22 protein-coding genes are annotated in these 25,521 nt (G+C 72.5%); 2 read left to right on the forward strand and 20 right to left on the reverse strand.

What is annotated here, in order from left to right; genetic code table 11:
* Nucleotides 1-59 precede the first annotated feature (59 nt).
* A complete protein-coding gene (locus ACX27O_RS20355) occupies nucleotides 60-2,525 on the reverse strand; it encodes an ATP-binding protein (protein WP_458939918.1) in 2,466 nt (821 codons plus the stop codon).
* A 238-nt stretch (nucleotides 2,526-2,763) separates the two neighbouring features.
* Between ACX27O_RS20355 and ACX27O_RS20360 the strand changes: the two genes are divergently transcribed.
* Nucleotides 2,764-4,044: a chymotrypsin family serine protease gene (locus tag ACX27O_RS20360; protein WP_458939919.1), complete on the forward strand. Its 1,281-nt coding sequence runs from the start codon at nucleotides 2,764-2,766 to the stop codon at nucleotides 4,042-4,044.
* 79 nt (nucleotides 4,045-4,123) lie between these two features.
* Here ACX27O_RS20360 and ACX27O_RS20365 read toward each other — a convergent pair whose 3' ends face one another.
* The 15 genes from ACX27O_RS20365 to pyrR all read right to left on the reverse strand — a co-directional run bounded on the left by ACX27O_RS20365 (nucleotide 4,124) and on the right by pyrR (nucleotide 22,011).
* On the reverse strand, nucleotides 4,124-5,107 hold the full coding sequence (locus ACX27O_RS20365; protein WP_203122050.1) for an AAA family ATPase: 984 nt from the start codon (nucleotides 5,105-5,107) through the stop codon (nucleotides 4,124-4,126).
* Nucleotides 5,108-5,352: 245 nt separating this feature from the next.
* The gene (locus tag ACX27O_RS20370) at nucleotides 5,353-7,326 is read right to left on the reverse strand and encodes a primosomal protein N' (protein WP_435823377.1); all 1,974 of its coding nucleotides are present in this window, start codon (nucleotides 7,324-7,326) and stop codon (nucleotides 5,353-5,355) included.
* Nucleotides 7,323-8,516 (reverse strand): methionine adenosyltransferase, encoded by a 1,194-nt coding sequence (gene metK / locus ACX27O_RS20375; protein ID WP_030335671.1) that lies wholly within the window; start codon nucleotides 8,514-8,516, stop codon nucleotides 7,323-7,325. Before metK ends, ACX27O_RS20370 begins: the two co-directional genes overlap by 4 nt.
* Nucleotides 8,517-8,603: 87 nt before the next feature.
* Nucleotides 8,604-9,812 carry a bifunctional phosphopantothenoylcysteine decarboxylase/phosphopantothenate--cysteine ligase CoaBC gene (gene coaBC, locus ACX27O_RS20380; RefSeq protein WP_458939920.1) on the reverse strand — a complete coding sequence of 403 codons (1,209 nt, stop codon included), beginning with the start codon at nucleotides 9,810-9,812 and terminating at the stop codon, nucleotides 8,604-8,606.
* A 14-nt stretch (nucleotides 9,813-9,826) separates the two neighbouring features.
* Nucleotides 9,827-10,090, reverse strand: coding sequence for a DNA-directed RNA polymerase subunit omega (gene rpoZ, locus ACX27O_RS20385; protein WP_030335666.1), 264 nt, complete (start codon nucleotides 10,088-10,090; stop codon nucleotides 9,827-9,829).
* 64 nt (nucleotides 10,091-10,154) lie between these two features.
* Nucleotides 10,155-10,688, reverse strand: coding sequence for a nucleoside/nucleotide kinase family protein (locus ACX27O_RS20390; RefSeq protein WP_030335664.1), 534 nt, complete (start codon nucleotides 10,686-10,688; stop codon nucleotides 10,155-10,157).
* A 25-nt stretch (nucleotides 10,689-10,713) separates the two neighbouring features.
* Nucleotides 10,714-11,031 carry an integration host factor, actinobacterial type gene (mihF, locus tag ACX27O_RS20395; protein WP_030335662.1) on the reverse strand — a complete coding sequence of 106 codons (318 nt, stop codon included), beginning with the start codon at nucleotides 11,029-11,031 and terminating at the stop codon, nucleotides 10,714-10,716.
* 178 nt (nucleotides 11,032-11,209) lie between these two features.
* Nucleotides 11,210-12,046 carry an orotidine-5'-phosphate decarboxylase gene (pyrF, locus tag ACX27O_RS20400; protein WP_210861956.1) on the reverse strand — a complete coding sequence of 279 codons (837 nt, stop codon included), beginning with the start codon at nucleotides 12,044-12,046 and terminating at the stop codon, nucleotides 11,210-11,212.
* Nucleotides 12,047-12,118: 72 nt separating this feature from the next.
* Nucleotides 12,119-13,393: an adenosylmethionine--8-amino-7-oxononanoate transaminase gene (locus ACX27O_RS20405; protein WP_210861954.1), complete on the reverse strand. Its 1,275-nt coding sequence runs from the start codon at nucleotides 13,391-13,393 to the stop codon at nucleotides 12,119-12,121.
* A gap of 281 nt (nucleotides 13,394-13,674) precedes the next feature.
* The gene (locus ACX27O_RS20410; protein ID WP_458939921.1) at nucleotides 13,675-14,733 is read right to left on the reverse strand and encodes a quinone-dependent dihydroorotate dehydrogenase; all 1,059 of its coding nucleotides are present in this window, start codon (nucleotides 14,731-14,733) and stop codon (nucleotides 13,675-13,677) included.
* Nucleotides 14,730-18,077 carry a carbamoyl-phosphate synthase large subunit gene (gene carB, locus ACX27O_RS20415; RefSeq protein WP_210866549.1) on the reverse strand — a complete coding sequence of 1,116 codons (3,348 nt, stop codon included), beginning with the start codon at nucleotides 18,075-18,077 and terminating at the stop codon, nucleotides 14,730-14,732. The genes ACX27O_RS20410 and carB overlap by 4 nt, the downstream gene beginning before the upstream one ends.
* Nucleotides 18,070-19,233: a glutamine-hydrolyzing carbamoyl-phosphate synthase small subunit gene (gene carA / locus ACX27O_RS20420; protein ID WP_210858684.1), complete on the reverse strand. Its 1,164-nt coding sequence runs from the start codon at nucleotides 19,231-19,233 to the stop codon at nucleotides 18,070-18,072. The genes carB and carA overlap by 8 nt, the downstream gene beginning before the upstream one ends.
* On the reverse strand, nucleotides 19,230-20,507 hold the full coding sequence (locus tag ACX27O_RS20425; RefSeq protein ID WP_030335651.1) for a dihydroorotase: 1,278 nt from the start codon (nucleotides 20,505-20,507) through the stop codon (nucleotides 19,230-19,232). Before ACX27O_RS20425 ends, carA begins: the two co-directional genes overlap by 4 nt.
* Nucleotides 20,504-21,430: an aspartate carbamoyltransferase catalytic subunit gene (locus tag ACX27O_RS20430; RefSeq protein ID WP_030335650.1), complete on the reverse strand. Its 927-nt coding sequence runs from the start codon at nucleotides 21,428-21,430 to the stop codon at nucleotides 20,504-20,506. The genes ACX27O_RS20425 and ACX27O_RS20430 overlap by 4 nt, the downstream gene beginning before the upstream one ends.
* Entirely contained in the window at nucleotides 21,427-22,011 is a 585-nt protein-coding gene (gene pyrR, locus ACX27O_RS20435) for a bifunctional pyr operon transcriptional regulator/uracil phosphoribosyltransferase PyrR (protein ID WP_030335648.1), read from the reverse strand. The genes ACX27O_RS20430 and pyrR overlap by 4 nt, the downstream gene beginning before the upstream one ends.
* A 288-nt stretch (nucleotides 22,012-22,299) precedes the next feature.
* On the opposite strand from pyrR, the gene bldD reads away from it, so the two are divergent.
* Nucleotides 22,300-22,788, forward strand: coding sequence for a transcriptional regulator BldD (gene bldD, locus ACX27O_RS20440; RefSeq protein WP_007458348.1), 489 nt, complete (start codon nucleotides 22,300-22,302; stop codon nucleotides 22,786-22,788).
* 75 nt (nucleotides 22,789-22,863) lie between these two features.
* Here bldD and nusB read toward each other — a convergent pair whose 3' ends face one another.
* The 4 genes from nusB to aroB form a co-directional block, all read right to left on the reverse strand.
* On the reverse strand, nucleotides 22,864-23,274 hold the full coding sequence (gene nusB / locus ACX27O_RS20445) for a transcription antitermination factor NusB (RefSeq protein ID WP_184188983.1): 411 nt from the start codon (nucleotides 23,272-23,274) through the stop codon (nucleotides 22,864-22,866).
* A gap of 23 nt (nucleotides 23,275-23,297) precedes the next feature.
* Nucleotides 23,298-23,855: an elongation factor P gene (gene efp, locus ACX27O_RS20450; protein WP_007458344.1), complete on the reverse strand. Its 558-nt coding sequence runs from the start codon at nucleotides 23,853-23,855 to the stop codon at nucleotides 23,298-23,300.
* Nucleotides 23,856-23,953: 98 nt separating this feature from the next.
* Nucleotides 23,954-24,379, reverse strand: a complete 426-nt coding sequence (gene aroQ / locus ACX27O_RS20455; RefSeq protein ID WP_030335643.1) for a type II 3-dehydroquinate dehydratase — start codon at nucleotides 24,377-24,379, stop codon at nucleotides 23,954-23,956.
* 55 nt (nucleotides 24,380-24,434) lie between these two features.
* A complete protein-coding gene (aroB, locus tag ACX27O_RS20460; protein WP_458939922.1) occupies nucleotides 24,435-25,514 on the reverse strand; it encodes a 3-dehydroquinate synthase in 1,080 nt (359 codons plus the stop codon).
* Nucleotides 25,515-25,521: the final 7 nt, after the last annotated feature.

Here is a 25,521-nt window from a genome sequence, read left to right on the forward strand (position 1 = left end):
AGTGCCCGGCCGGACGCCGGGCGGCGCACCTCGATCAACCACCGCCGGTGTGCCCAGCGTCACCGGGCGGCCCGGTCGAGCAGGTCACGCACCCGCTCGGCGTCCGGGTGGCCGAGGTCGTCGAGGATGCCCAGGGCCCGCCGCCAGGTGCGCGCGGCACCGGCCGCGTCCCCCACCGCCTGGCGGCTCTCGCCGAGCCGGGACAGGGTGTCCGCCTCGTCGTAGCGGTCGCTGACCCGCCGGTACAGCCCGAGCGCCCGCTGGAAGCAGCGGATCGCGGCCCGGTGCTCACCGAGCCGGGCGTGGATGAAGCCGAGGCTGTCCCAGGTGTTCGCCTCACCGTGCCGGTCGCCTGTCGTCCGCAGCAGCGCCAACGCCTCCCGGCAGTGGCTGAGCGCCGGCGGGTACCGACCGAGCTGGGCGTACGCCCACCCCACCGCGTTGCGGGCGCTGGCCTCCCCGGCGACGTGGCCGGCGCTGCGGTACAGCGCCAGGGCGCGCTCGCTCTGCTCCAGCGACTCGGCGTGCCGGCCGAGCCCGTCGAGCATCGCGCCGAAGGCCCGGTGGGTGCGCGCCTGCCCGGTGTGGTCACCCAGCTCGGCGAAGATCGTCAGGGCCTGGCGGTAGTTCCTCGCCGCCTCGTTGACCCGACCCAGCCGGGACAGCACCCGGGCGAGGTCGCGGTGGGCGTTCGCCTGTCCGGGTCGGTCGCCGCTGCGCTGCGCCCCGGCCAGGGCGTTGCGCTGGGCCACGGCCAGGTCCGGCCACCGCCCCCGACGTTGCAGGAAGTCCACGAGTGTCCAGGCCAGCTGCCAGGCGTGGCCGTCGAACCCGGTCCGCCTCGCGTGGGCGACCGCCGCCAGCAGCACCGGGTACTCGGCGGTGAACCAGGCGAGCGCCGAAGCGAGGTCGCTGATCTCCTCGGGCACCACGCCCGGTGCCGCGGCGGCGAGGGTGACCGGATCGCGGCCCGGTTGCAGCAGCAGGGCCGCCGCGTGCGCGGTGTGCAGGTAGTGGTCCAGCCCACGCCGGATCGCGGCCCGCCGGGCCGGCGCCGGTTCGAGCCGTTCGACCTGCTCGGCCGCGTACGCCCGGAGCAGGTCGTGCGCGCCGAACCGGCCGGGGGCGTGCTCGGTGACGAGGTGGGCGTGGGCCAGCTCCGCCAGCAGTCGGGGCGCCTGGGCCCGGGGCAGTCCGGCCAGGCTGGCCGCCGCCGCGAACCCGATGTCCGGTCCGGGGTGGCAGCCGATGAGCCGGAACAGCCGCGCCGCCGCCGGGGTGAGGCTCCGGTACGACCAGGAGAAGACGGCCTGCACGTCGGTGCCGGCGTCCCCACCGTCGAACGAGTCGAGTGGTCGCGGCGCCGCCCGCAGCTCGGCGGCGAGCACGGCCAGTGGGAACTCCGGCTTCTCCGCGCCTCTCGCGGCGAGCACCGCCAGCGCCAGCGGCAGCCGGGCGCACCGTTCGATGATCTCGTCCACCGCCTGTGGCTCGGCCGCCAACCGGTCCGCGCCGAGCCGCCGCGCCAACAGTTGCCAGGCCTCGGCGGTGCTGAGCAGGTCGACGCCGATCGGCCGGGCACCGTCGGCGGCGATCAGGCCGGCGAGCCGGTTGCGACTGGTGACCAGGACCAGGCAGCTCGGGCTGCCGACCAGCAGGGGCCGGACCTGGTCGGCGTCGCGGGCGTTGTCCAGCAGCACCAGCATCCGGCGGCCCGCGAGCAGGCTGCGGTAGAGGCCCACCTGCGCGGGCAGGTGGGTGGGGATGCGCTCGGGCGGCACCTCGAGCGCCTCCAGGAAGCCCCGAACCACCTCGACGGCCGTCACCACCGTCCCGCTCGAGTCGAACCCGCGCAAGTCGACGTAGAGCTGACCGTCCGGGAAGCGATCGGCGACCCGGTGCGCCCAGTTGACGGCGAGGGTCGTCTTGCCGACCCCGGCGGTGCCGGACAACGTCAGGACGGTGACCGGGGCCACGGCGTCGTCGCCGCCCGCCACGGTCCCGGCGCACTCGGCATCGAGCCGCGCGAGTTGGGTCGCGCGTCCGACGAACCCGGGCAGTGCCGGGGGCAGTTGACGGGGCACCGGGAACCGGGGGGACGTCGTTGCGGTACGCGGGCCGCCGGCCCTGGCCCGGACGACCGACCGGCCGGTGGCGGCGTGCTCCCGGTTCGGGCGTCGGCGGCACTCCTCGACCCGGTCCCGCGCGGTGGCCAGCACGCCCTGCTCGGCGGCGGTCGCCCCGAGCAGTCGGATGAGGACGTCGAACCGCTCCGGCGGCGGCAGGATGTTGCCGGCGAAGTACTCCCCGATGATCCCGCGTGACCAGCCGGTCTTCGCTGCCAGCTGCCGGTACGTCAGCAGCGTCTCGCCCTGCTGCCGCGCCTCGCGCCGACGCAGCTGGCGCAGCACCCCGGCCAACTCCGGCAGGGTCTGCGCCTCGGCGGCGGCCCGGGCCAGCTCGAACGCCAGCGGCGACCCATGTGACGTGTGATGAGCACCGGAAGGTACCCACTGGTCAGACATGCGGCCCCCACCCCCGGTCGTCCGGCCCCCCGGACACGCACGGGCAGGGTAATTCCGCCCACTCGCCGATCAATAGACAGTTGCCAATCTATGACAGTTCCACTGCGGACCGTCACCGGCCGGCGCCGTCCAGCGGTGTCCAGTCCCGTCCAGGATCCGCCCCGCGACGCGGGCGCCGGTGCCACCGTCCTGGTGCGGGCACGGCCCGCTCCACGACCCCTGGGGGAAGAGGTACCCGATGATCCGTCCACACCCGACCACCCGACGCCCGGTGGCGCTGCTGCGTCGCGTCGCCGTCGCCGCGATCGGTCTCACGCTGCTCGCCGCGGGCCTGACCACCATTCCGGCCGCCGCCGCACCGGGCGGCAAGGCCACCACCGCCGGATCCTTCGTCGACAGCACACCGGTGCCCGGTGGCTTCGCCTCCTGGTCAGAGCTGCTCCGGCTGCAGCAGCGCATGAACACCGCCGCCGAGCGGATCACGAAGGTGGCCGAACGCAGCCCGAACTCCGGCTTCGCCGGCATCGTCGCCGACCCCACCACCCGCCACCTCCAGGTCTACTGGAAGGGTGAGCCGCCGGCGAGCCTGGTGGCCACCGCCCGGGCCACCGTCGCCACCCAGGTGCTGCCCGCCGCGTACTCGCAGCGGGAACTGCTTGCCGCAGCCGATCGGCTGCGGGCCAAGGCCGGAAACGAGATCACCACGGTCGGGCCGCGCGCCGACGGGGCCGGCCTGCTCGTCGGCACGCAGGACGGGCTGCTCGGCGCGACGGCCATGGCCGGCGTGCCGGTGACCGTGCAGAGCGGGGTCGCCGCCGCGCCCGCGACGCGGTGGGACGACAGCGCGCCGTGGTGGGGTGGTGCCGCCTGGCGCAACGCCACCACCGGCGGTGGCTGCTCGACCGGCTTCGGGGTCTTCAAGAACGGGAACGCGCGGATCCTCTCCGCCGCGCACTGCGGCAACCTCAACAACGTCGCGACCGACCCGACCGGCCAGTCGATGGGCACCGTCAGCACCCGCAACGCCGGCACCGACACCCTGCTGTTGTCGGCCGGCGCCGGCGGCCGGGTCTTCAACAACAGCACCGCCGCGAACGGCGACGTGGTCAGTGAGTTCAGCAACCAGGTGATCGGCGCGTCGGCCAGCCAGGTCGGCAACTGGGTGTGCACCTCCGGCGCGTACTCCGGCACCCGCTGCTCGATCCAGGTGAAGGCCCGCAACCTCTGCATCAACGTGCGCGACTTCGGTCAGGTCTGCGGCCAGGTCCAGGCGGAGAACACCACCGGCACCAACGCCGTCGGCCAGGGCGACAGCGGTGGCCCGGTGGAGATCGTGAACGCGGCGAACACGCTCCAGGTCTGGGCGACCGGAACCAACACCGCCATCGACGACACCTTCACGTCGACGGCCTGTACCGGCTACGTGAAGACCGGCCGGGTCTGCGCCTGGCGGTTCTACTACGAGGACATCTTCTCCGGCATGGCCGGCGTTGGCGCCACGGGCGTCGTCCTCGGCTGAGACGTCGCGGCGACCGCCGTACGACTCGGTGGCCGGGCCGGCGCGCGTACCCGCGCGTCGGCCCGGTCTCGCGCCGGGTTCAGACGCTGGCGCCCGGGTCCCCCGCGAGCACCGCGTCGCCACGGAGCAGCGCCGGCTCGGGCAACGGCAGTTGGATCTTGTGAGCCGCCTCCCAGTCGTAGATCAGACCGGGGCGCACCTGGGCGGCGAAGTAGTCGATCGCGGTCATCCCACCCACCACCGGCTCGTCGACCTCGGCGACCAACTGGGCCGGGACCAGGGAGAACCCGTTCTGCAGAGCGGCGCTGAGGCGGCGGTGACCGTCGACGACGAAGAAGTACTCACCGGTGAACCCGATCTTCAGCGGTTCGAGGGCCTCGTCGCCCGCCTCGGCCACCCCACCGACGAAGTCGGTGTCCCACAGGCCCCGCAGGGTGGCGATGTCCTCGGTCGGGTAGACCCGGGCCGGGTCCAGCAGCAGCAGCGGCGGCGCGTCCCGCAGCACCTCGGCGCCGAGGGTGCCCTCGTACGCGGCCACGATGTGCTCGATCACCTCGGTGGCGGACGCCCGGGTGGTGTCGCAGATCAGGTCATAGTTGCGCAGCCGGGCCTTGTCCACCCCGTAACGGATGATGAACCGGCTCCGCTCGCTCGCGCTGCGCTCACGGAGCTTGGCCTTGGCCTCCTCCAGGGAGGCGTAGCTCTCCGCCGGCCCGGACGGCCGGGCGAGCACCCGGCGGGCCGCCTCACCCGGCTCGGTGATCATGTGCACCTTGAGCGCGTCGGTGAAGAAGTGCCAGGCCAACCGGGAGTCCATGATGAGGCGCTCACCGGAGGCGGCGATGTCCCGCTGGAGCTGGTCGACGTAGCCGTCGACGGCCTGGTCCAGCTCGGCGTGCAGGTTGAGCTGCAGCGCGGTCATCTGCCGCTGCTGCGCCATCTCCCGGTAGAGGTCCCCCACGCTGACCCGGCGCATGCCGAGCCGCTTGGCGATCTCGACCGACACGGTGCTCTTGCCGCTGCCGAGGTCGCCGTTGAAGACGATCGATTGTCCAACGGTCACGACTGGTCCACCCCTGATCACCGGCTCATTGACATCATCGACCTCGCGCCCGACGGACGCGTTCCCGCCATCGTCGCGCCATCCCGCGGCGACTCCAGCTCGGCGCGGCTGACGCCCCCTCGCGACCTGGAGCCCGTCGTACGCCTCGGCATGACGGGCGATGCTACCACTCGGCCGCCACCGGTTTGCCGGACGCGGTGTGCGAGGGCACCCCCGGTGGGCCAGCCGGCACCGGCCGAAACGCCTCAGAACAGGCTCAGCGGATCGACCTGGAGACGAACCGGATCGGCGGCCTTGCGGGCGGCCCGCGCACCAGCGGCCGAGTGCAACGCCTCCGCGAGCGCGCCAGCCCGGGCCCGGGGCACCCGGACCAGCATCCGCTCCCGACCCTCCTCGGCCGGCACCGGCCCGAGCACCTCGGCGTCGTCCGGCAGCCGGGCCGCGGCCAGCAGGTCCGCCACCGCCTCGGCCGGGCCGGTGACACTCGCCATCCGGACGGCCGGTGGAAAGCCCAGCTCGCGGCGCTCGGCCAGCTCCCGGCCGGCGAACCAGCCGGCGTCCCAGCGCAGCAGCGCCTGCACGGGGGCGAGCGCGCCGTCGGCGACCACCACCACCCGACCGGCCGGCGCCGGGCGGGCCAGCGCCGCCGCCGCCAGCCAGCGGCGCAGCGCCTCCTCACCGGCGCGCAGGTCGGCCCGGGTCAGCAGGGCCCACGAGTCGAGCAGCAGCACCGCGCCGTAGCCTCCCTCGGCGACCGGCTCGGCGCCCGGCGTGGCCACCACCAGGGCGGCACCACCGGGTACGTCGGTCAGCACCTCCTCGCGCCCCGAGGTGCGCACCGGGACGCCGGGGAACGCCCGGCCCAGCTCCTCGGCGGTGCGCCGGGCGCCGGTGACCGCGGCCCGCAGCCGCCGCCCACCGCACTGCGGGCAGGCGTACGCGGCCGCCACCCGGGCGCACCACCGGCAGGCCGGGGTGCCGCCGGCAGCGGGCAGCGCGAGCGGGCCGGCGCAGTGCACGCAGCGGGCCGGAGTGCGGCACTCGGCGCAGGAGATCGACGGCAGGTAGCCGCGGCGGGGCACCTGCACCAGCACCGGCAGGTCCTGGCGGAGCGCGTCGCGGGCGGCCGTCCAGGCCAGGCTGGGCAGTCGGGCGGTGGCCGCCCCGGGGTCCCGGGCCAGTTGGGGGTCGTCCCCGGTCGGCGCGATGGCCGGGACCCGCGCCCGTACGGTGCTCCGGTCGGCGACCACCTCCCGCGCCCAACCGGTCTCCACCAGCAGCTGCCCCTCGGCCGTGCGGGCGTACCCGCCGACCAGCGCGCCGGCCTCGGCGAGGTGGACGCGGGTGAGCAGCACGTCGCGGGCGTGCGGGTAGGGCGCCCGGGGCTCGGAGTGCAGGTCGTCACCGTCGTCCCAGATGGCGACGAGGCCGAGTCGGGCCACCGGGGCGAACATCGCCGCCCGGGTGCCGATCACCACCGGCACCTGGCCCCGGCGAGCGGCGAGGAACGCCCGGTACCGCCGGGCCGGGCCGAGGGCCGCGGAGAGGCTGACGTGCCGCCCCGGGCCGAGCACTGTGGTGAGCGCGGCGTCGAGCCGGTCGAGGTCCCGTGCGTCGGGCACCACGACCACCGCGCCGCGCCCACCGGCGACGGTGGCCGCCACCGCGTCGGCGTAGCGGGCCGCCCAGTCCTCGCCGGGCAACGCCGACCAGACCGCGCGGGGCGCCCGGCCGTCGGTGAGCGCGCGCAGCATCGCCGGGCCGGTCGGGTAGTCACGCCAACCGCGCGGGTCGACCGCCCCGGTGGGGGCGGCCGGGGTGGGCTGCTCGTCGCGGGGCTCCTTCTCCACCCGCGCGTGCCGGGGTGGCACGGCGAGCCGGAGCACGTCGGCGAGGCTGCCCGCGTAGCGGTCGGCGACCGCCCGGGCCAGCCGGGCGATCTCGGGGGCCAGCACCGGCTCCGGCGAGACCACCTTCTCCAGGTACGCGAGGCGGCCGGTGTGCCCGGAGTCGTCGGCGCGCGACAGCAGCCACCCGTCGACGAGTTGCCCGGCGAAGCGCACCTTCACCCGGGTCCCGGGCACCGCCACCTCGTCCAGCTCCGCCGGCACCAGGTAGTCGAACGGCCGGTCCAGGTGCGCCAGGCCGACATCCACGCAGACGCGCGCGACCGGCGACCCATCCGCGGGTCGCCGGTCGCTGCGCTTGGTGGTGGTCAGGCTCCCGCGGCCGACTTGAGGTCGGCGGCCCGGTCGGTGCTCTCCCAGGTCAGGTCCGGCAACTCCCGGCCGAAGTGGCCGTACGCGGCGGTCTGCTGGTAGATCGGGCGGAGCAGGTTGAGGTCCCGGATGATCGCCGCCGGACGCAGGTCGAACACCTCGCCGACGGCCTTCTCGATCGAGGCGACGGGCACGGTCTCGGTGCCGAACGTCTCGATGAAGAGGCTCACCGGGTGCGCCTTGCCGATGGCGTAGGCGACCTGCGCCTCGCACCGCTCGGCCAGACCGGCGGCGACCACGTTCTTGGCCACCCAGCGCATCGCGTACGCGGCCGAGCGGTCCACCTTGGACGGGTCCTTGCCGGAGAACGCGCCGCCGCCGTGGCGGGCGTATCCGCCGTAGGTGTCGACGATGATCTTGCGACCGGTCAGCCCGGCGTCACCCATCGGGCCGCCGATCTCGAACCGGCCGGTCGGGTTGACCAGCAGCCGGTAGCCGTCGGTGTCCAGACCGAGGCTCTCCAGCTCCGGGGCGATCACGTGGTCACGAACGTCGGGGGTGAGCAGCGAGTCCAACGAGATGTCGGCGGCGTGCTGGCTGGACACCACAACGGTGTTCAGCCGGACCGGGCGCAGCCCCTCGTACTCGATGGTGACCTGGGTCTTGCCGTCCGGCCGCAGGTACGGGATCGTGCCGTCCTTGCGCACCGCCGAGAGGCGACGGGCCAGCCGGTGGGCGAGCGCGATCGGCAGCGGCATCAGCTCGGGCGTCTCCGAGCAGGCGAAGCCGAACATCATGCCCTGGTCGCCGGCGCCCTGCGCGTCCAGCGCGCTCTCCGACGCCCCGGTCCGCAGTTCGAAGGCGTTGTCCACGCCCTGCGCGATGTCCTCGGACTGTGCGCCGATGGAGACGCTGACGCCGCAGGAGGCGCCGTCGAAGCCCTTCTTCGACGAGTCGTAGCCGATGTCGAGGATGGTCCGGCGGACGATCGTCGGGATGTCGGCGTACGCCTTGGTGGTCACCTCACCGGCGATGTGTACCTGACCGGTGGTGATCATGGTCTCCACCGCCACGCGGCTGTGGGGGTCCTCGGTCAGCAGCGCGTCGAGGATGCCATCGCTGATCTGGTCAGCGATCTTGTCCGGGTGGCCTTCCGTGACCGATTCGGACGTGAAGAGACGGCGTGTCACGGCACTCCTAAGCGTGTGAGGTCGTTCCGCGGCAGTCTAATCACCACTGCGGCCGGTGTCGGGATCGGTCGCGTCCTGTTCCACCCGTCAGGAGCGGCCGGGCAGCCGCGCCACGACGAGATCCCACACGGCGTCGGCCACTGCCTCCTTGGCCTGCTCGGGCAGCCGGCTGACCGAGCCGTCGGCGCCGATGACCGTCACCGTGTTGGTGTCGGCGCCGAAGACCAGGTCCGGACCGACCTCATTGATCACGATCAGGTCGGCCCGCTTCCGGGCGAGTTTCGCCCGGCCGTTGGCCTCGGCGTCGCCGGTCTCGGCGGCGAACACCACCAGCACCTGCTCCGGTCGTTTGCGCTGGCCGAGCTCCGCCGCGATGTCCGGATTCGTGACGAGCTCGATGGTGGGCGCGACACCGTCGTCCGACTTCTTGATTTTGCCAGGCGCGTACGTCGCGGGCCGGAAATCGGCCGGAGCCGCCGCCATGACCACCGCGTCGGCGTCGACGGCGGCCTTGACCGTCGCCTCCCGCAGCTCGGCGGTGGTGCCCACCCGGATCAGGTCGACGCCGGCCGGGTCGGCGAGGTCGACGTTCGCCGCGACCACGGTGACCCGGGCACCCCGGGCGACCGCCGCGCGCGCGAACGCGTACCCCTGCTTGCCCGACGAGCGGTTACCCAGGAAGCGGACCGGGTCCAGGGGCTCGCGGGTGCCACCGGCGGTGACGACCACCCGGCGACCGGCCAGGTCGGCGGGAGCCGCGTCACCACGGGCCAGGAGCCGAACGGCGACCGCGAAGATCTCCGCCGGGTCCGGCAGCCGACCCTTGCCGGTGTCGGCGCCCGTGAGCCGGCCGACGGCGGGTTCCATGACCCGCACCCCCCGGGAGCGCAGCGTGGCGACGTTGGCCACGGAGGCGGGATGTTCCCACATCTCGGTATGCATGGCCGGGGCCAGCAGGACCGGGCAGCGGGCGGTCAGCAGGGTGTTGGTGAGCAGGTCGTCGGCGAGGCCGTGGGCGGCCTTGGCGAGCAGGTCGGTGGTGGTCGGCGCGACCACCACCAGGTCGGCCTGCTTACCGAGCCGGACGTGCGGCACCTCGTGGACGTCGGTCCAGACGTCGTCGGCGACGGGTTGACCGGAGAGCGCGGCCCAGGTCGGCGCTCCCACGAACCGGAGCGCCGACGCGGTGGGCACGACCCGAACCCGGTGACCGGATTCGGTGAAGAGTCGCAGCAGCTCGCACGCCTTGTAGGCGGCGATGCCGCCACCGACCCCGAGGACGATCGAGGCGGACATCGGCCAGCGGGGGCTTACGGCTGGTCGGTCGGCTCGGCGGTGAGCAGGCCCGAGTTGATCTCGCGCATGGCGATCGAGAGGGGCTTCTCCTGCGGGGTGGTCTCGACGAGCGGACCGACGTACTCCAGCAGACCCTCACCGAGCTGGCTGTAGTAGGCGTTGACCTGGCGCGCGCGCTTGGCGGCGAAGATGACCAGCGCGTACTTCGACGTCGTCTTCTCGAGGAGCTCGTCGATCGGCGGGTTGGTGATGCCTTCGGGGTTGGCGATGGATCCCACGAATTAACCTCTGCGTCTTTCGAGCCGCGCGGACGCGGTGCTGAGTCTCAACGGTGGCCGGCCGTCAGCCACGCACGCGCGACCAGGCCGGATCCGGATAAGAAGAACCGAGTAAGCCTACCAGCTCTTCAACCACCCGTTCGGTGTGGTCGTGGGTCAGCGTGTGCTCGACGGTGGCGACCACCGTGGCGTCCGGGGCGTACCCGGGTGGGCTCAGCAGCACCAGCCGAGCGTCGGGCAGGCGCGCGCGGACCAGTGGGGTGCCGCGCAGGTCGAGCGGGAGCAGCACCGGCTGCCCGGCGTCGAGCCGGGCGCGCAGCGGCGGGTACGGGGTGCCCCGGCGGTAGGAACCGATCCGGGACCATTCCAGCAGCTCACCGTCGACGATTCGGCGATCGAACTCGGCGGGGGCGAGGAAGACGCGGTCCACCCCGTCGATCTCCGACTCCCGGCGCGGCCTGGTGGTTGCCGCGACCGGGATCCACACGGACGGAGAACGCGCCCGGACGAGCTCGACGACACTCTCCCTGCCGGATCCCGAAGGTCCAGCCAGGACAGTGAGCCGAGCCGCCGGGCGCGCCTCGTCATCCGTGCTCACTGCTTGTTTCTACACGCTGCCAGGTTCAGTTGGCGGCGAACTCTCCAAGCAGTGCCTTGCGCTGCTGCTCGCCGAGGCCACGCAGGCGACGGCTGTCGGCGATCTTGAGCTTCTCCATGATCTGGGTAGCCCGGATCTTGCCGATGCCCGGCATGGCCTGCAGGACGGCCGACACCTTGAGCTTGCCGACGACGTCGTCGCTCTCGGCCCGCTCGAGGACGGCACCGAGAGTGGTCTTGCCCTGCTTGAGCTGCTCCTTCAGCTGAGCACGGGCCTTGCGGATCTCCGCGGCCTTCTCGAGCGCGGCAGCGCGTTGTTCGGGGGTCAGTGACGGGAGCGGCACCAGTTCTCCTCAGGTCCCTATCGCGGCGGGCGGGGCGCACCGCCGCATCTGTGAAACGTGGTGTCGCTGTGAACCAAGGGGTCCATGGTTCCCAGCGCGGGGAAAACTAGCGGCCAACGGAGCTTTCGGCAACGTGGGGGCCGCATGATCACCGTAGAGTGACCGACCCGTCAGTCAGTCACCGGGCAGGCAGAACGGCCCGGCAGTCGACCAGAACGCGGTCCGCGGCGGCCCGCAACGCGCCCACGTCGGGGCCCGCCGAGAGCACTTCCCGGGAGTACGACGGGAGCACCGAGGCGAGGCTGGAACCGAAGACGGTACGCAGATCGGCCGCGCCGGCACCCTGCGCGCCGAGCCCCGGAGCGAGCAGCGGGCCCCCCACCCCGGACAGGTCGTGACCGGTGTCACCGATGGTCGCGCCAACCACCAGTCCGAAGCTCCCGAGCGGGGACGCACCCCTGTTGAGCTGGGAAATCTCGTCAATCACGGTCTGCGCCACGGTCCGGCCGTCGGCGGTGACGGCCCGCTGCACGGCCGCGCCCTCGGGGTTGGACGTGAGGGCCAGCACGAACACACCGCCGCCGTGCTCGGCGGCCAACTCGAACATCGGCGCCAGCGAGCCGACCCCGAGGTAGGGGCTCGCGGTGACCGCGTCGACATAGACAGGACTGGATGGGTCAAGGTACGCGGCGGCGTACGCGCTCACCGTCGAGCCGATGTCGCCCCGCTTGACGTCGAGCAGAACGAGCGAGCCGGCATCTCGTAACTGTCGGATAGTTGACTCAAGAATCGCCACACCTCGGGATCCGAATCGCTCGAAAAAGGCCGACTGAGGCTTGACCACCGCAACCCGGTCACCGAGCGCTTCGACGACGGTTCGACTGAACCGGTCGAGCCCGTGCACGTCGTCCGGAAGGCCCCACTGGGCCAGCAGACCGGGATGCGGGTCGATGCCCACACAGAGTGGGCCCCGCTCGGTGATCGCCCGGTGCAGCCGGGTACCGAAGCTCTCCATGGGAGTGTTCCCCTCTTCTCGTCCGGACGGCTGCCCCGCCCGGGTAACCGTCGACCCGGTGACCGGGCCGACTCAGCCGACCGCCACCGCCGCCGCGACCCCGGTCGCGATCCGGGCCAGGTCGACGTCGTCGGTGACGTACGGCGGCATCGTGTAGATCAGGTCGCGGAACGGACGCAGCCACACCCCCTGGGCGACGGCGGCGGCGGTGGCCGCGCCGAGGTCGACCTCGTGATCGAGCTGGACCACGCCGATCGCGCCGAGCACCCGCACGTCGGCCACGCCCGGCGTGCCCCGCAGCGGCTCCAGGCCGGCGCGCAGGCCGGCGCCGATCCTGGCGACCTGGCCGGCCCAGTCTCCGGCCCGCAGCAGCCCGATGGAGGCGTTCGCCACCGCGCAGGCCAGGGGGTTGCCCATGAACGTGGGCCCGTGCGCCAGCACGCCGGTAGCCGAGATGCCCCGGGCGACCTCCGGGGTGCACAGCGTCGCCGCGAGGGTCAGGTACCCGCCCGTCAACGCCTTGCCCACGCACAGCACGTCCGGCGTCACACCGGCGTGCCCGGCGGCGAACATCTCACCGGTCCGGCCGAAGCCGGTGGCGATCTCGTCGAAGATCAGCAGAATTCCGTGCGCGCGGGTCACCTCACGCAGCACCCGCAGGTAACCCGGATGGTGGAAACGCATTCCCCCGGCGCCCTGCACGACCGGCTCGACGATCACGGCGGCCAACTCGTCGGCGTGCCGTTCGACGGTCTCCACCAGCGCCGCCACGTACGCGTCGTCGGGCGGATCGGTGAAGCCGCCCGGCGGCACCGGGGCGAACACCTGCCGGGGCAGCACGTCGCCCCACAGGTGGTGCATCCCGCCCTCCGGGTCGCAGACGCTCATCGGGTGGAACGTGTCACCGTGGTAACCACCCCGCCAGGTGGCCAGCCGGCGGCGCTGGGGCCGGCCGACAGCCCGCTGGTACTGCAGGCACATCTTCACCGCCACCTCGACGCTGACCGAGCCGGAGTCGGCCAGGAACACGTGCTCCAGGCCGTCCGGGGTCAGTTCGACGAGCGTCTGGGCGAGCCGCACCGCCGGCTCGTGGGTGAGCCCGCCGAACATCACGTGGCTCATCCGGCCGAGCTGGTCGGTCACCGCCGCGTCCAGCACCGGGTGCCGGTACCCGTGGATCGCCGCCCACCAGGACGACATCCCGTCCACCAGCTCCCGCCCGTCGGCCAGCCGCAGCCGTACGCCCTCGGCGCTCTGCACCACGTACGGCGGGTTCGCTGGCGGCAGCGCGGCATACGGGTGCCAGACATGGGCCCGATCGGCGGCCAGAATCTCCTCAGGTGTCACGCGTACTCCTCCGTGCCTCGAACCGTCCGGACGACGGACGTCCTGCGGCCGGGCCGGGCCGGGCCGAACCGCCCCGCCGCCGCCGTCCGGCCCGCCGCGCCCGCACCTCGCCGCCTGCCTTTGCTCTGCACCCGCGGAGGCGACACCCGCTGGTCGGGGGCCGCGCTCCTGGTGGTGCGTCCACGGGTGCAGAGCAAAGGGGCAACAACCGGCGAGGGGCCCCTGGCGCGGAGCGGGCTCTGCACCCCGGCTGCACCGGGTCAGCACCAGGCTGGCTACGGTCACCGGCCGGCGACGGGGTCCGGTGCCGTCGACGGGGGCGCGGACCCGGCGGTCGCGCGGACGGCGGCCCGCACCAGGGCCGGACCCCGATAGATGAAGCCGGTGTAGAGCTGCACCAGGGCGGCGCCGGCATCGAACATCCGGGCCGCGTCGTCCGGGTCCAGCACACCACCGACGCCGATGATCGGCAGCCGGCCGCCGGTCTCACGGTGCACGAACGCGACCACGTCGCGGGCCCGCCCGGTGAGCGGCCGACCGGAGAGACCACCGGCCTGCGCGCCGCGCTCGACGTCGACGTCGGCGAGCCCGTCGCGCGACAGGGTGGTGTTGGTGGCGATCACCCCGGCGGCGCCCCGGGCCAGGCAGACCTCCAGCAGCTCGGCGATCGCCGCCTCGGTCAGATCCGGCGCGATCTTGACCAGCACCGGCTTCTCCCCCACCAGCGCGCCGAGCAGCGCGTCCAGGTGGGCGCGGTCCTGCAACGACCGCAGACCCGGGGTGTTCGGTGAGGACACGTTCACCGCGAAGTAGTCACCGTGCCCGCGCAGCGCCCGGTACGAGGCGAGGTAGTCCTCGACCGCCTCGTCGAGCGGTGTCACCTTGGACTTGCCCAGCGAGATGCCCAACGGCACCCCGAGCGGGCGCGGCAGCGCCGCCAGCCGGGCGGCCAGCGCGGCGGCACCGGCGTTGTTGAAGCCCATCCGGTTGACCACCGCCTCGCTGGCCGGCAGCCGGAACAGCCGGGGCCGGGGGTTGCCCGGCTGGGCGTGCGCGGTGACCGTGCCGACCTCCACGAACCCGAAGCCGAGCGCCGGCCAGGCCGGCAACGCCGCGCCGTCCTTGTCCATGCCGGCGGCCAGGCCGACCGGGTTGGGGAAGCGCACCCCGAACACCGTGCGCGGCGCGGCGACCGCGTACCGGGACCGCAGCGCGGCCAGCGCGGCCGGCCGCCGCGACACTGCCGCCAGCCGCCGCAGCGTCCACTCGTGCGCCGTCTCGGCGTCCCCGCCGCCGAGCCGGAACAACCACGGCCGTACCGCCCGCTCGAACACTGTCACTGGGCCGCCCGCAGGATGGCGTGCAGGTCCTGCAGAGGCCGGACCTGCATGTCGCCGCGGATACGCGCCTCGATGCCCATCACCGCCGCCGCCGCGCCGGGAACGGTGGTGATGCAGGGGATGTCCGCGGTGACGGCCGCGCTGCGGATCTCGTAGCCGTCCGAGCGGGCGCTGGCACCGGAACCCTGCGGGGTGTTGATCACCAGCGCCACGTGGCCGCCGCCGATCAACGACACCGCGTCATCGCCCGCACCGGCCTGGTAGTGCTTGCGGATCTGCTCACAGGCGATGCCGTGGCGGCGCAGCACCTCGGCCGTGCCGGCGGTGGCGACAATCTCGAAGCCCAGATCCGCCAGCCGCTTGATCGGGAAGATCATGCCGCGCTTGTCGCGGTTGGCCACCGAGACGAAGATCTTCCCGGCGGTCGGCAACGACCCGTACGCGGCCGACTGACTCTTGGCGAAGGCGTGCCCGAAGTTGGTGTCGATGCCCATCACCTCGCCGGTCGACTTCATCTCCGGGCCGAGCAGCGAGTCGATCCCCTTGCCCGCGCGGGTCCGGAAGCGCTTGAACGGCAGCACCGCCTCCTTCACCGCCACCGGGGCGTCAGCGGGCATCGTGCCCCCGTCCCCGGTGGCCGGCAGCAGGCCCTCGGCGCGCAGCTCGGCGATGCTCGCCCCGAGCGCGATCCGCGCCGCCGCCTTGGCCAGCGGCACCGCCGTGGCCTTGGAGACGAACGGAACGGTCCGCGACGCGCGCGGGTTGGCCTCCAGGACGTAGAGCACGTCGTCCTTGAGGGCGTACTGCACGTTGAGCAGGCCCCGCACGCCGACGCCCCGGGCGATCGCCTCGGTGTAGCGGCGCACCTCCGCGAGGTGCGAGCCGGCGAGGGTGATCGGCGGGAGCGCGCAGGACGAGTCGCCGGAGTGGATGCCGGCCTCCTCGATGTGCTCCATCACGCCGCCGATGTAGACCTCGCCGTCGGCGTCGCAGAGCGCGTCCACGTCGATCTCGATGGCGTCGTCGAGGAACCGGTCCACCAGCACCGGGTGGTCCGGGGAGATGTCGGTGGCCCGGCCGATGTAGTCGCGCAGCGTCGGATCGTCGTAGACGATCTCCATGCCCCGCCCGCCCAGCACGTACGACGGCCGGACCAGCACCGGGTAGCCGATCTCGTCGGCGATGGCCTTCGCCTCGTCGTACGAGGTGGCCATGCCGTGCGACGGCGCGCGCAGCCCGGCGCGGGCCAGCACCGCGCCGAACGCGCCCCGCTCCTCGGCCAGGTGGATCGACTCCGGGGAGGTGCCGACGATCGGCACACCGGCGTTCTTGAGCCGCTGTGCCAGCCCCAGCGGGGTCTGCCCGCCGAGCTGCACGACCACCCCAACCACCCCCGGCCCGCCGGCCGCCCGGCCGGACGAGTCCTCCGCGTGCCAGACCTCCAGCACGTCCTCGAAGGTCAGCGGCTCGAAGTAGAGCCGGTCGGCGGTGTCGTAGTCGGTGGAGACCGTCTCCGGGTTGCAGTTGACCATGACCGTCTCGTAGCCGGCCGACCGCAACGCCTGCACCGCGTGCACGCACGAGTAGTCGAACTCGATGCCCTGCCCGATCCGGTTCGGGCCGGAGCCCAGGATCAGCACCTTCGGCCGGTCCGACGGCACGACCTCGGTCTCCAGGTCGTATGTCGAGTAGTGGTACGGCGTGGTCGCCTCGAACTCGGCCGCGCAGGTGTCCACGGTCTTGTAGACCGGGCGCACGTCGAGGCGGTGCCGCAGGGTCCGGACGCCGTCCTCGGCGGCCAGCTCCGGGCGGAGCGCGGCGAGCTGCCGGTCGGACAGACCGGCCCGCTTGGCGCGGCGCAACAGGTCGGCGTCGAGCACCGGCGCGTCGACGATCTCGGCGCGCAACTCGATCAGCGCGGCGATCTGGTCCAGGAACCACGGGTCGATCCCGCCGGACGCCTCGGCCACCTCGGCGATCGACGCGCCCAGGCGCAGCGCCCGCTCGACTGTGTACAGCCGGCCGTCGTGCGGGATCCGCAGCGCGGCGAGGGTGTCGGCGAGCGTGACGCCCGCCGGGTCCGGCACGGTCCAGAAACCGGCCGACTTCGTCTCCATCGAGCGCATCGCCTTGTTCAGCGCCTCGGTGAAGTTACGCCCGAGGCTCATCGCCTCGCCCACCGACTTCATCGTGGTGGTCAGCTCCGGGTCCGCGCCGGGGAACTTCTCGAACGCGAACCGGGGGATCTTCACCACCACGTAGTCGAGGGACGGCTCGAACGCCGCCGGAGTCTTCAACGTGATGTCGTTGGGGATCTCGTCGAGGGTGTAGCCGATGGCCAGCTTGGCGGCGATCTTCGCGATCGGGAAGCCGGTCGCCTTGGAGGCCAGCGCCGAGGACCGCGACACCCGGGGGTTCATCTCGATCACGACGATCCGGCCGTCGACCGGGTTGACCGCGAACTGGATGTTGCAGCCGCCGGTGTCCACCCCGACCTCGCGCAGCACGGCGATGCCCAGGTCACGCAGGCGCTGGTACTCCCGGTCGGTGAGCGTCATGGCCGGCGCCACCGTGACGCTGTCGCCGGTGTGCACACCCATCGGGTCGATGTTCTCGATCGAGCAGACCACCACCACGTTGTCGTGCCGGTCGCGCATCAGCTCGAGCTCGTACTCCTTCCAGCCGAGCACGCTCTCCTCGATGAGCACCTCGTGCACCGGGCTGGCGGCCAGGCCGTCACCGGCGATGCGGGCCAGGTCCTCCGGGGTGTGCGCCATGCCGGAGCCCAGGCCACCCATGGTGAACGACGGGCGGATCACCACCGGCAGGCCCAGCTCGGCGACGGTCGCCTCGACCTCCTCCATCGAGTGGCAGACCCGGGAGCGGGGCACCAGGCCCGCCGGGTCCTCGACACCCAGGCGTACGCCGGCCTTGGCGACGATCTCCTTGAAGAGCTGGCGGTCCTCGCCCCGGTTGATGGCGTCGATGTTCGCGCCGATCAACTCCACGCCGTACTTCTCCAGGACGCCGTTCTCGTGCAGGGCGACGGCGGTGTTCAGCGCGGTCTGCCCGCCGAGGGTCGCGAGGATCGCGTCCGGGCGCTCCTTGGCGATGACCAGCTCGACGAACTCCGGGGTGATCGGCTCGACGTACGTCGCGTCGGCGAACTCCGGGTCCGTCATGATCGTCGCCGGGTTGGAGTTGACCAGGCTGACCCGGATCCCCTCGCTGCGCAGGACCCGGCAGGCCTGGGTGCCGGAGTAGTCGAACTCGCAGGCCTGCCCGATGACGATCGGCCCGGAGCCGATCACCAGGATGTGCTTGAGATCGGTCCGCTTAGGCATTGCTGCGCCCCTTGCTGTGGTTCCGGCCCTCGATGAGCTCGGCGAAACGGTCGAAGAGGTAGTCCGCGTCGTGCGGGCCGGCCGCCGCCTCCGGGTGGTACTGGACGGTGAAGGCGGGCACGTCGATCGCCCGCAGCCCCTCGACCACGTTGTCATTGAGGCAGACGTGGGACACCTGAACGCCGCCGAAGTCGGTGTCGATCACCTGGTCGGGGACGACGGCGCCGACGCCGGCACCGGGCACCTGGACGGCGAAGCCGTGGTTGTGGCTGGTCACCTCGACCTTGCCGGTGACCCGGTCGAGCACCGGCTGGTTGATCCCCCGGTGGCCGTAGCCCAGCTTGTAGGTGCCGAAGCCGAGCGCCCGACCGAGGATCTGGCTGCCGAAGCAGATGCCGAACAGCGGCACCTCCCGCCGCAGCGCCTCCCGGGCCAGCGCCACCGGCGCGTCGGCGGTGGCCGGGTCGCCCGGGCCCGGCGACAGGAAGATCGCGTCGGCGCCGGTGGCGAGCATCTCGTCGATGGTCGACGACGCCGGCAGCACGTGGGTGGTCACCCCGCGGGTGGCCAGCCGCCGCGGCACGTTGCGCTTGATGCCCAGGTCCAGTGCGGCCACCGTGAACCGGTGCTCGCCGACCGCCTCGACGACGTACGGCTCGGTGGTGCTCACCTCGGCGGACAGGTCCGCGCCGACCATCTGCGGGGCCTGGCGGACCCGGGTCAGCAGGCGCTGCGGGTCGGTCTCGACGCTGGAGATGCCGACCCGCATGGCCCCGCGCTCGCGCAGGTGCCGGGTCAGGGCCCGGGTGTCCACTCCGCTGATGCCGACCACACCCTCGGTGGCGAGGCGGTCCTCCAGCGAGCCGGTGGCGCGCCAGTTCGAGCCGATCCGGGCCGGGTCGCGCACCACGTAGCCGGCCACCCAGATCCGGCCGGACTCGTCGTCCTCGCCGTTGACGCCGGTGTTGCCGATGTGCGGGGCGGTCTGCACCACCACCTGCCGGTGGTACGACGGGTCGGTCAACGTCTCCTGGTAACCGGTCATGCCGGTGGTGAAGACCGCCTCGCCGAAGGTCTCCCCGACACTCCCGTACGCCTCACCGGGGAACGTGCGCCCGTCCTCCAGTACGAGGATCGCGGAACGTCTGCGCGTCACTTGGTTGCCTTTCCGTCCAGGACCGTCGGCTCGCCGCGCAGGAAGGTCGCCACGATGCGACCTGGCAGCGTCATGCGGGCGTACGGGGTGTTGCGACTGCGACTGGCCAACTCCGCCGGCTCGATGGTGCGGCGGGCGGCCGGGTCGATCACTGTCAGGTTGGCCGGCACTCCCGGCGCGGGGTCGACGCCATGCCCGGTGAGGCCGGCGATCCGGGCGGGGGTGCGCGACATCCGCTCGGCGATCAGGTCCCACTGGGGACCGAGCACGTCCAGCGCGATGGAGAGGGCCGTCTCCAGACCGAGCATGCCCGGTCGGGCGTACGCCCACTCGCACTCCTTGTCCTCCACCGCGTGCGGAGCGTGATCGGTGGCGATCACGTCGATCACCCCGTCGGCGAGGGCGGCGCGCAGCGCGGTGACGTCAGCGGCCGTCCGCAACGGCGGGTTGACCTTGAAGACCGGGTCGTAGGTCTCGGCCTTGACGTCGGTGAGCAGCAGGTGGTGCGGGGTCACCTCGGCGGTCACCCGTACCCCCCGTGCCTTCGCCTGGCGCAGCACCTCGACGCTGCCGGCGGTGGAGACGTGGCAGACGTGCAGTCGGCTGCCCACGTGCTCGGCGAGCAGCACGTCCCGGGCGATGATCGCCTCCTCGGCGACCGCCGGCCAGCCGATCAGGCCGAGCCGGGTGGAGACCTCGCCCTCGTGCATCTGGGCGCCCTCGGTGAGCCGGGGCTCCTCGGCGTGCTGGGCGATGATCCCGTCGAACGCCTTGACGTATTCCAGGGCGCGGCGCATCAACTTCGGGTCGGCGACGCAGTGCCCGTCGTCGGAGAAGATCCGCACCCGGGCCGCCGAGTCGGCCATCGCGCCCAGCTCGGCCAGCCGTTCGCCGGCCAGCCCGACGGTGACCGCGCCGATCGGCTGCACGTCGACCAGGTTGGCTTCCCGGCCGAGGCGCCAGACCTGCTCGACCACACCGGCGGTGTCCGCCACCGGGGAGGTGTTGGCCATCGCGCACACGGCCGTGTAGCCGCCCAACGCCGCCGCCCGGGAACCGGACTCGACGGTCTCGGCGTCCTCCCGGCCGGGCTCGCGCAGGTGGGTGTGCAGGTCGACCAGGCCGGGCAGGGCGACCAGGCCGGTGCCGTCGATGACTGTGGCGTCCGGCGCGGTCAGGCCGGGACCGACGTCGGCGACCACGCCGTCGCGGATCAGCAGGTCGGTCGGCGCGGCGCCGACGACGCTCACGCTGGTGATCAGGTACGCGGTCACCGGTTGTTCCCTCCGAGCAGCAGGTAAAGGACAGCCATCCGCACGGAGACCCCGTTGGTGACCTGTTCGACGATGGTGGAGCGGGGTGAGTCGGCGACCTCGGGGGTGATCTCCATCCCCCGGTTCATCGGGCCGGGGTGCATGACGATCGCGTGCTCGGGCAGCCGGCGCATCCGCGGCCCGTCCAGCCCGTAGCGGCGGGCGTACTCGCGGGCGGAGGGGAAGTAGGAGTCGTTCATCCGCTCCCGCTGCACCCGCAGCATCATCACCACGTCCACGTTGGGTAGGACGGAGTCGAGGTCGTAGGAGACGTCGGTGCCGGGGGCGAGCGCGCCCGCGATGTCGACCGGGATGAGGGTCGGCGGGCCGACCAGGGTGACCTTGGCGCCGAGGGTGGACAGCAGCAGCACGTTGGAGCGGGCGACCCGGGAGTGCAGCACGTCCCCGACCACCGCCACCGACAGGCCGGCGAGCCGACCCAGCCGGGCCCGCATGGTGTACGCGTCCAGCAGCGCCTGGGTGGGGTGCTCGTGGGTGCCGTCGCCGGCGTTGACCACCGACCCGTCCACCCAGTTGGCCAGCCGGTGCGGCGCGCCGGAGGCGGGGTGTCGGACGACGACGGCGTCCGCACCCATGGCCTGCAGGGTCAACGCGGTGTCCTTCAGGCTCTCGCCCTTGGTGACGCTGGACCCCTTCGCGGAAAAGTTGATCACGTCGGCGCTGAGTCGCTTCGCCGCCGCCTCGAAGGAGATCCGGGTCCGCGTGGAGTCCTCGTAGAAGAGGTTCACCACGGTCCGCCCGCGCAGCGCGGGAAGCTTCTTGATCTCCCGGCCGGCGACGGTGGCCATCTCGGCGGCGGTGTCCAGGATCTCGGTGGCGGTGTCGGCGTCCAGGTCACCGCCGGAGAGCAGGTGCTTGATCATGAGTTTGCTCCCCCGTACAGCTTGACCTCGTCGACGCCGTCGGTTTCGGCGAGCGTCACCTTCACGCTCTCCGCGAGCGAGGTCGGGATGTTCTTGCCGACGTAGTCGGCGCGGATCGGCAGCTCCCGGTGACCCCGGTCGACCAGGACGGCCAGTTGCACCGACGCCGGGCGGCCCACGTCGTTGAGCGCGTCCAGCGCGGCCCGGACGGTGCGGCCGGAGAAGAGCACGTCGTCGACCAGGATGACCCGTTTGCCGTCGATCCCGCCGGAGGGCAGCTCGGTCGGGCCCACCGCGCGGGTGGCGTGCCGACGGAGGTCGTCGCGGTACAGGGTGATGTCGAGCACACCCACCGGGACGACGACGTCCTCGAAGGTGCTGATCCGGTCGGCGAGGCGTCGGGCGAGCGGGGTGCCCCGGGTGGGGATCCCCAGCAGCACCGTGTTCGCGGCGCCCTGGGTCTTCTCCAGGATCTGGTGGGCGATGCGGTCGACCACGCGTTGCACGTCGGCGCTGGCGAGGATCACCTTCACCGAGGGTTGTCGCGGTGGTGACGAGCGGGCAGCCGGTGGGTATGCCACGGCGGACCTCCTTCCCCGCCTCACGGGACGGGTCGTTAAAGGATGTCGGGCACCTCCGGCCGGACCGCTGAGCAGACCTGGACCGGGGCTCCCGCCACGTTACCAGTGGTCACCGGGCCGATGGACGGCGGCTGCTGACCACCGGGTCAGGCGTGGGAAAAGGGGATAACTTCCCGGACGCTCCCCAACGGTAGGGTCACGACCACTTGACCACGTGTCGCATTCCCCGTACCGTCACGCTCCGTAGCGATCGACGGGAGAACCCCGAGCAGCACTGGGAGTGTCCGAATGCCCTCTGAATACGCCAAGTCTCTGGGCGCCCGCCTGCGCTCCATCCGCCAGCAGCAGGGTCTCTCCCTGCAGGGTGTGGAGGAGAAGTCGAACGGGCGGTGGAAGGCCGTGGTGGTCGGCTCGTACGAGCGTGGCGACCGGGCCGTGACGGTGTCCCGTCTGGCCGAGCTGGCCGAGTTCTACCGCGTACCCGTCTCGGAGCTGCTGCCTGACGGCAGTGGCGTCCGTCACGAGCCCACCAGCAAGATTGTCCTGGACCTGGAGCGGCTCTACGACGAGGCCTCCGAGGACCTGGCCTACGTGGCCCGCTACGCCCGCGCCATCCAGCAGCAGCGCGGCGACTACAACGGTCGGGTGCTCTCCATCCGCGCCGACGACCTGCGGGCCCTCGCGATCGTCTACGACGCCTCACCGTCGGGTCTGATCGAGCGGCTCACCGAGCACGGCGTGCTGGTGGCCGACCCCCGGGCGTTCTTCGCCTCCTGATCCACCGCTGCACCGAAGGGGCCCGTGCCGGATGGCACGGGCCCCTTCGTGTTGCGGCGTTCGTCGGCGCGACGCTCAGCGGGTGGCGTACTCGGCGATCCGGCCGAGCACCCCGTTGAGGAAGCGCGGCGAATCGTCGGTCGACATCTGCCGGGCCAGTTCCACGGCCTCGCTGATCGCCACCGCGTCGTCGATCTCGTCGACGTAGAGCAACTCGTAGACGGCGATCCGGGCCAGATTGCGGTCGACGACCGGCATCCGCTCCAGCGTCCAACCCTCGGCGTAGCTGGCGATCAGCTCGTCGATCCGGTTGAGGTGCTCGGCGACGCCCTCAACCAGGCCCACCGCGTAGCCCAGATGCTCCGGCCGGGGCTGCTCGATCCGCTGCACGTAGCCGGCGAGCACCTCCACCGGAGGTTTGTCCCGAAGGTCGGCCTCGTAGAGGACATCCAGCGCCCGCTTGCGCGCCTTGCGGCGCGCCGGCATCTGCTGCTTGGCACCCTCAGCCATCAGGCGCGGCCGAGGTAACGGCCGTCGCGGGTGTCGACCTTGATCTTCTCGCCGGTGGTGATGAACAGCGGAACCGGCACGGTGGCGCCGGTCTCCACGGTCGCCGGCTTGGTGCCGCCGGTCGAGCGGTCGCCCTGAAGGCCGGGCTCGGTGTAGGTGACCTCCAGCACGACGCTGGTGGGCAGCTCGATGTAGAGCGGCACACCCTCGTGCTGGGCGACGGTCGCCTCCGCCTCGGGCAGCAGGTAGTTGGCTGCCTCGCCGACGGTGCCGCCGGGAACGGTGATCTGGTCGAAGGTCTCCAGATCCATGAAGACGAAGTCCTCGCCGTCGGCGTACAGGTACTGCATCGTGCGCTTGTCAACGGTCGCGGTCTCGACCTTGGTGCCCGCGTTGAAGGTCTTGTCGACCACCTTCCCGGACAGCACGTTCTTCAGCGTGGTGCGCACGAAGGCACCACCCTTACCGGGCTTGACGTGCTGGAACTCGACGACGGCCCACAGCTCGCCATCCAGGTTGAGTACCAGGCCGTTTTTGAGGTCGTTGGTGGAGGCCATTTCCTGCCTTGATCATCAATTGGCGGACAGACCTGGCAAGTCTACAAGCTGCGTCGAATCGGACCGCCCCGCGTTCGGAGCGCTCAGTCGGTGGGCCCTCAGCGGCTGGCCAGATGGTGCAGGGCGAGGCGATAGCCGTCAATGCCCAAACCGCAGATCACACCGGTCGCCACCGCCGACACCACCGAGTGGTGCCGGAACTCCTCACGGGTGTGGATGTTGGAGATGTGCACCTCCACCAACGGCCCGCGCAGCATCGCGCAGGCGTCCCGCACGGCGTACGAGTAGTGCGACCAGGCGGCCGGGTTGAGCACCACCGCGGCGCCCTCGTCGGCGGCGGTGTGCAGCCAGCCGAGCAGTTCGTGCTCGGCGTCGGTCTGCCGGACCGTCACCGTCAGCCCCAGCTCCCGACCGGTGGTCTCGCAGAGCGCCACCAGGTCGGCGTAGGTGGTCGCGCCGTACACGTCGGGCTCACGGGTGCCCAGCCGGCCCAGGTTCGGCCCGTTCAGCACGTAGACCCTCACCGTGCCTCCGTCGTTCGCGACTGCGGGGCTCGCAAACCCGGCTCACTCCTCGCGCTCACGGGCTGGCCACCTCCTGGTACGCCGCCGCCAGCAACGCGTCGTCCGGACCCTCCAGCATCGCCGGGCGGGCCAGCCCGTCGAGCACCACGAAGCGCAACCGACTGCCCCGGGTCTTCTTGTCCACCCGCATCGCGGCCAGTAGCTGCGGCCAGGCGTCGACCGGGTAGCTCACCGGCAGGCCCAGCGCGGTCAACGTGACCCGGTGCCGGTCGGCGGTCGGCGCGTCCAGCCGCCCGGCGAGGCGGGCCAGCGTGGCCGCGTACACCAGACCGACGGCGACGGCGTGACCGTGCCGCCAGCGGTAGCCCTCGTGCTGCTCGATGGCGTGGGCCAGGGTGTGACCGTAGTTGAGCACCTCCCGCAGGCCCGACTCGCGCAGGTCGCCGGCGACCACGTCGGCCTTGACCCGGATCGCCCGTTCGATCAGCTCCCGGCTCGCCGCCGCACGCGGGTCGGTGGCGGCCACCGGGTCGGCCTCGACGAGATCCAGGATCGTCGGGTCGGCGATGAACCCGCACTTGACGACCTCGGCCAACCCGGCCGCCAGGTCGACAGCGGGCAGGCTGTCCAGCGTGGCCAGGTCGGCCAGCACCCCGACCGGCGGGTGGAACGCGCCGACCAGGTTCTTGCCGGCGGCCGTGTTGATGCCCGTCTTCCCGCCCACCGCGGCGTCGACCATGCCCAGCAGCGAGGTCGCCACCGGCACCCAGCGCACCCCCCGCAACCAGCAGGCCGCGACGAAGCCGGCCAGGTCGGTGACCGCGCCGCCGCCCACCCCGACCACCGCGTCGGTACGGGTGAAGCCCGCCGCCCCCAGCCGGTCCCAGCAGGCGGAGGCCACGTCGATGTGTTTGCCCGACTCGGCGTCGGGGACCTCGATCGGCAGCGGCTCGACGCCGGCGGCGCGCAGCCGCTCGCCGAGCGCGTCCGCGAGGGCCTTGAGCGGAGGCGCGTGCAGCACCGCCACCCGCGTCGCGCCGGGCAGCAGGCCAGGCAGCGCGCCCAGCAGGTCACGTCCCACCAAGACGTCGTACGGCCGCTCGCCGCCGACCGGAATCCGGGTCACCTCGTCCATCGCCGGC

Source organism: Micromonospora sp. SD19 (genome assembly GCF_054462275.1).

Excerpts from the sequence above, each read along its gene's own strand:
- ACX27O_RS20355 (WP_458939918.1), bottom strand. The coding sequence starts at position 2,525 with ATGTCTGACCAGTGGGTACCTTCCGGTGCTCATCACACGTCACATGGG.
- ACX27O_RS20360 (WP_458939919.1), top strand. The coding sequence starts at position 2,764 with ATGATCCGTCCACACCCGACCACCCGACGCCCGGTGGCGCTGCTGCGT.
- coaBC (WP_458939920.1), bottom strand. The coding sequence starts at position 9,812 with ATGTCCGCCTCGATCGTCCTCGGGGTCGGTGGCGGCATCGCCGCCTAC.
- pyrF (WP_210861956.1), bottom strand. The coding sequence starts at position 12,046 with ATGGAGAGCTTCGGTACCCGGCTGCACCGGGCGATCACCGAGCGGGGC.
- carB (WP_210866549.1), bottom strand. The coding sequence starts at position 18,077 with ATGCCTAAGCGGACCGATCTCAAGCACATCCTGGTGATCGGCTCCGGG.
- ACX27O_RS20430 (WP_030335650.1), bottom strand. The coding sequence starts at position 21,430 with ATGATCAAGCACCTGCTCTCCGGCGGTGACCTGGACGCCGACACCGCC.
- bldD (WP_007458348.1), top strand. The coding sequence starts at position 22,300 with ATGCCCTCTGAATACGCCAAGTCTCTGGGCGCCCGCCTGCGCTCCATC.
- nusB (WP_184188983.1), bottom strand. The coding sequence starts at position 23,274 with ATGCCGGCGCGCCGCAAGGCGCGCAAGCGGGCGCTGGATGTCCTCTAC.
- efp (WP_007458344.1), bottom strand. The coding sequence starts at position 23,855 with ATGGCCTCCACCAACGACCTCAAAAACGGCCTGGTACTCAACCTGGAT.
- aroB (WP_458939922.1), bottom strand. The coding sequence starts at position 25,514 with ATGGACGAGGTGACCCGGATTCCGGTCGGCGGCGAGCGGCCGTACGAC.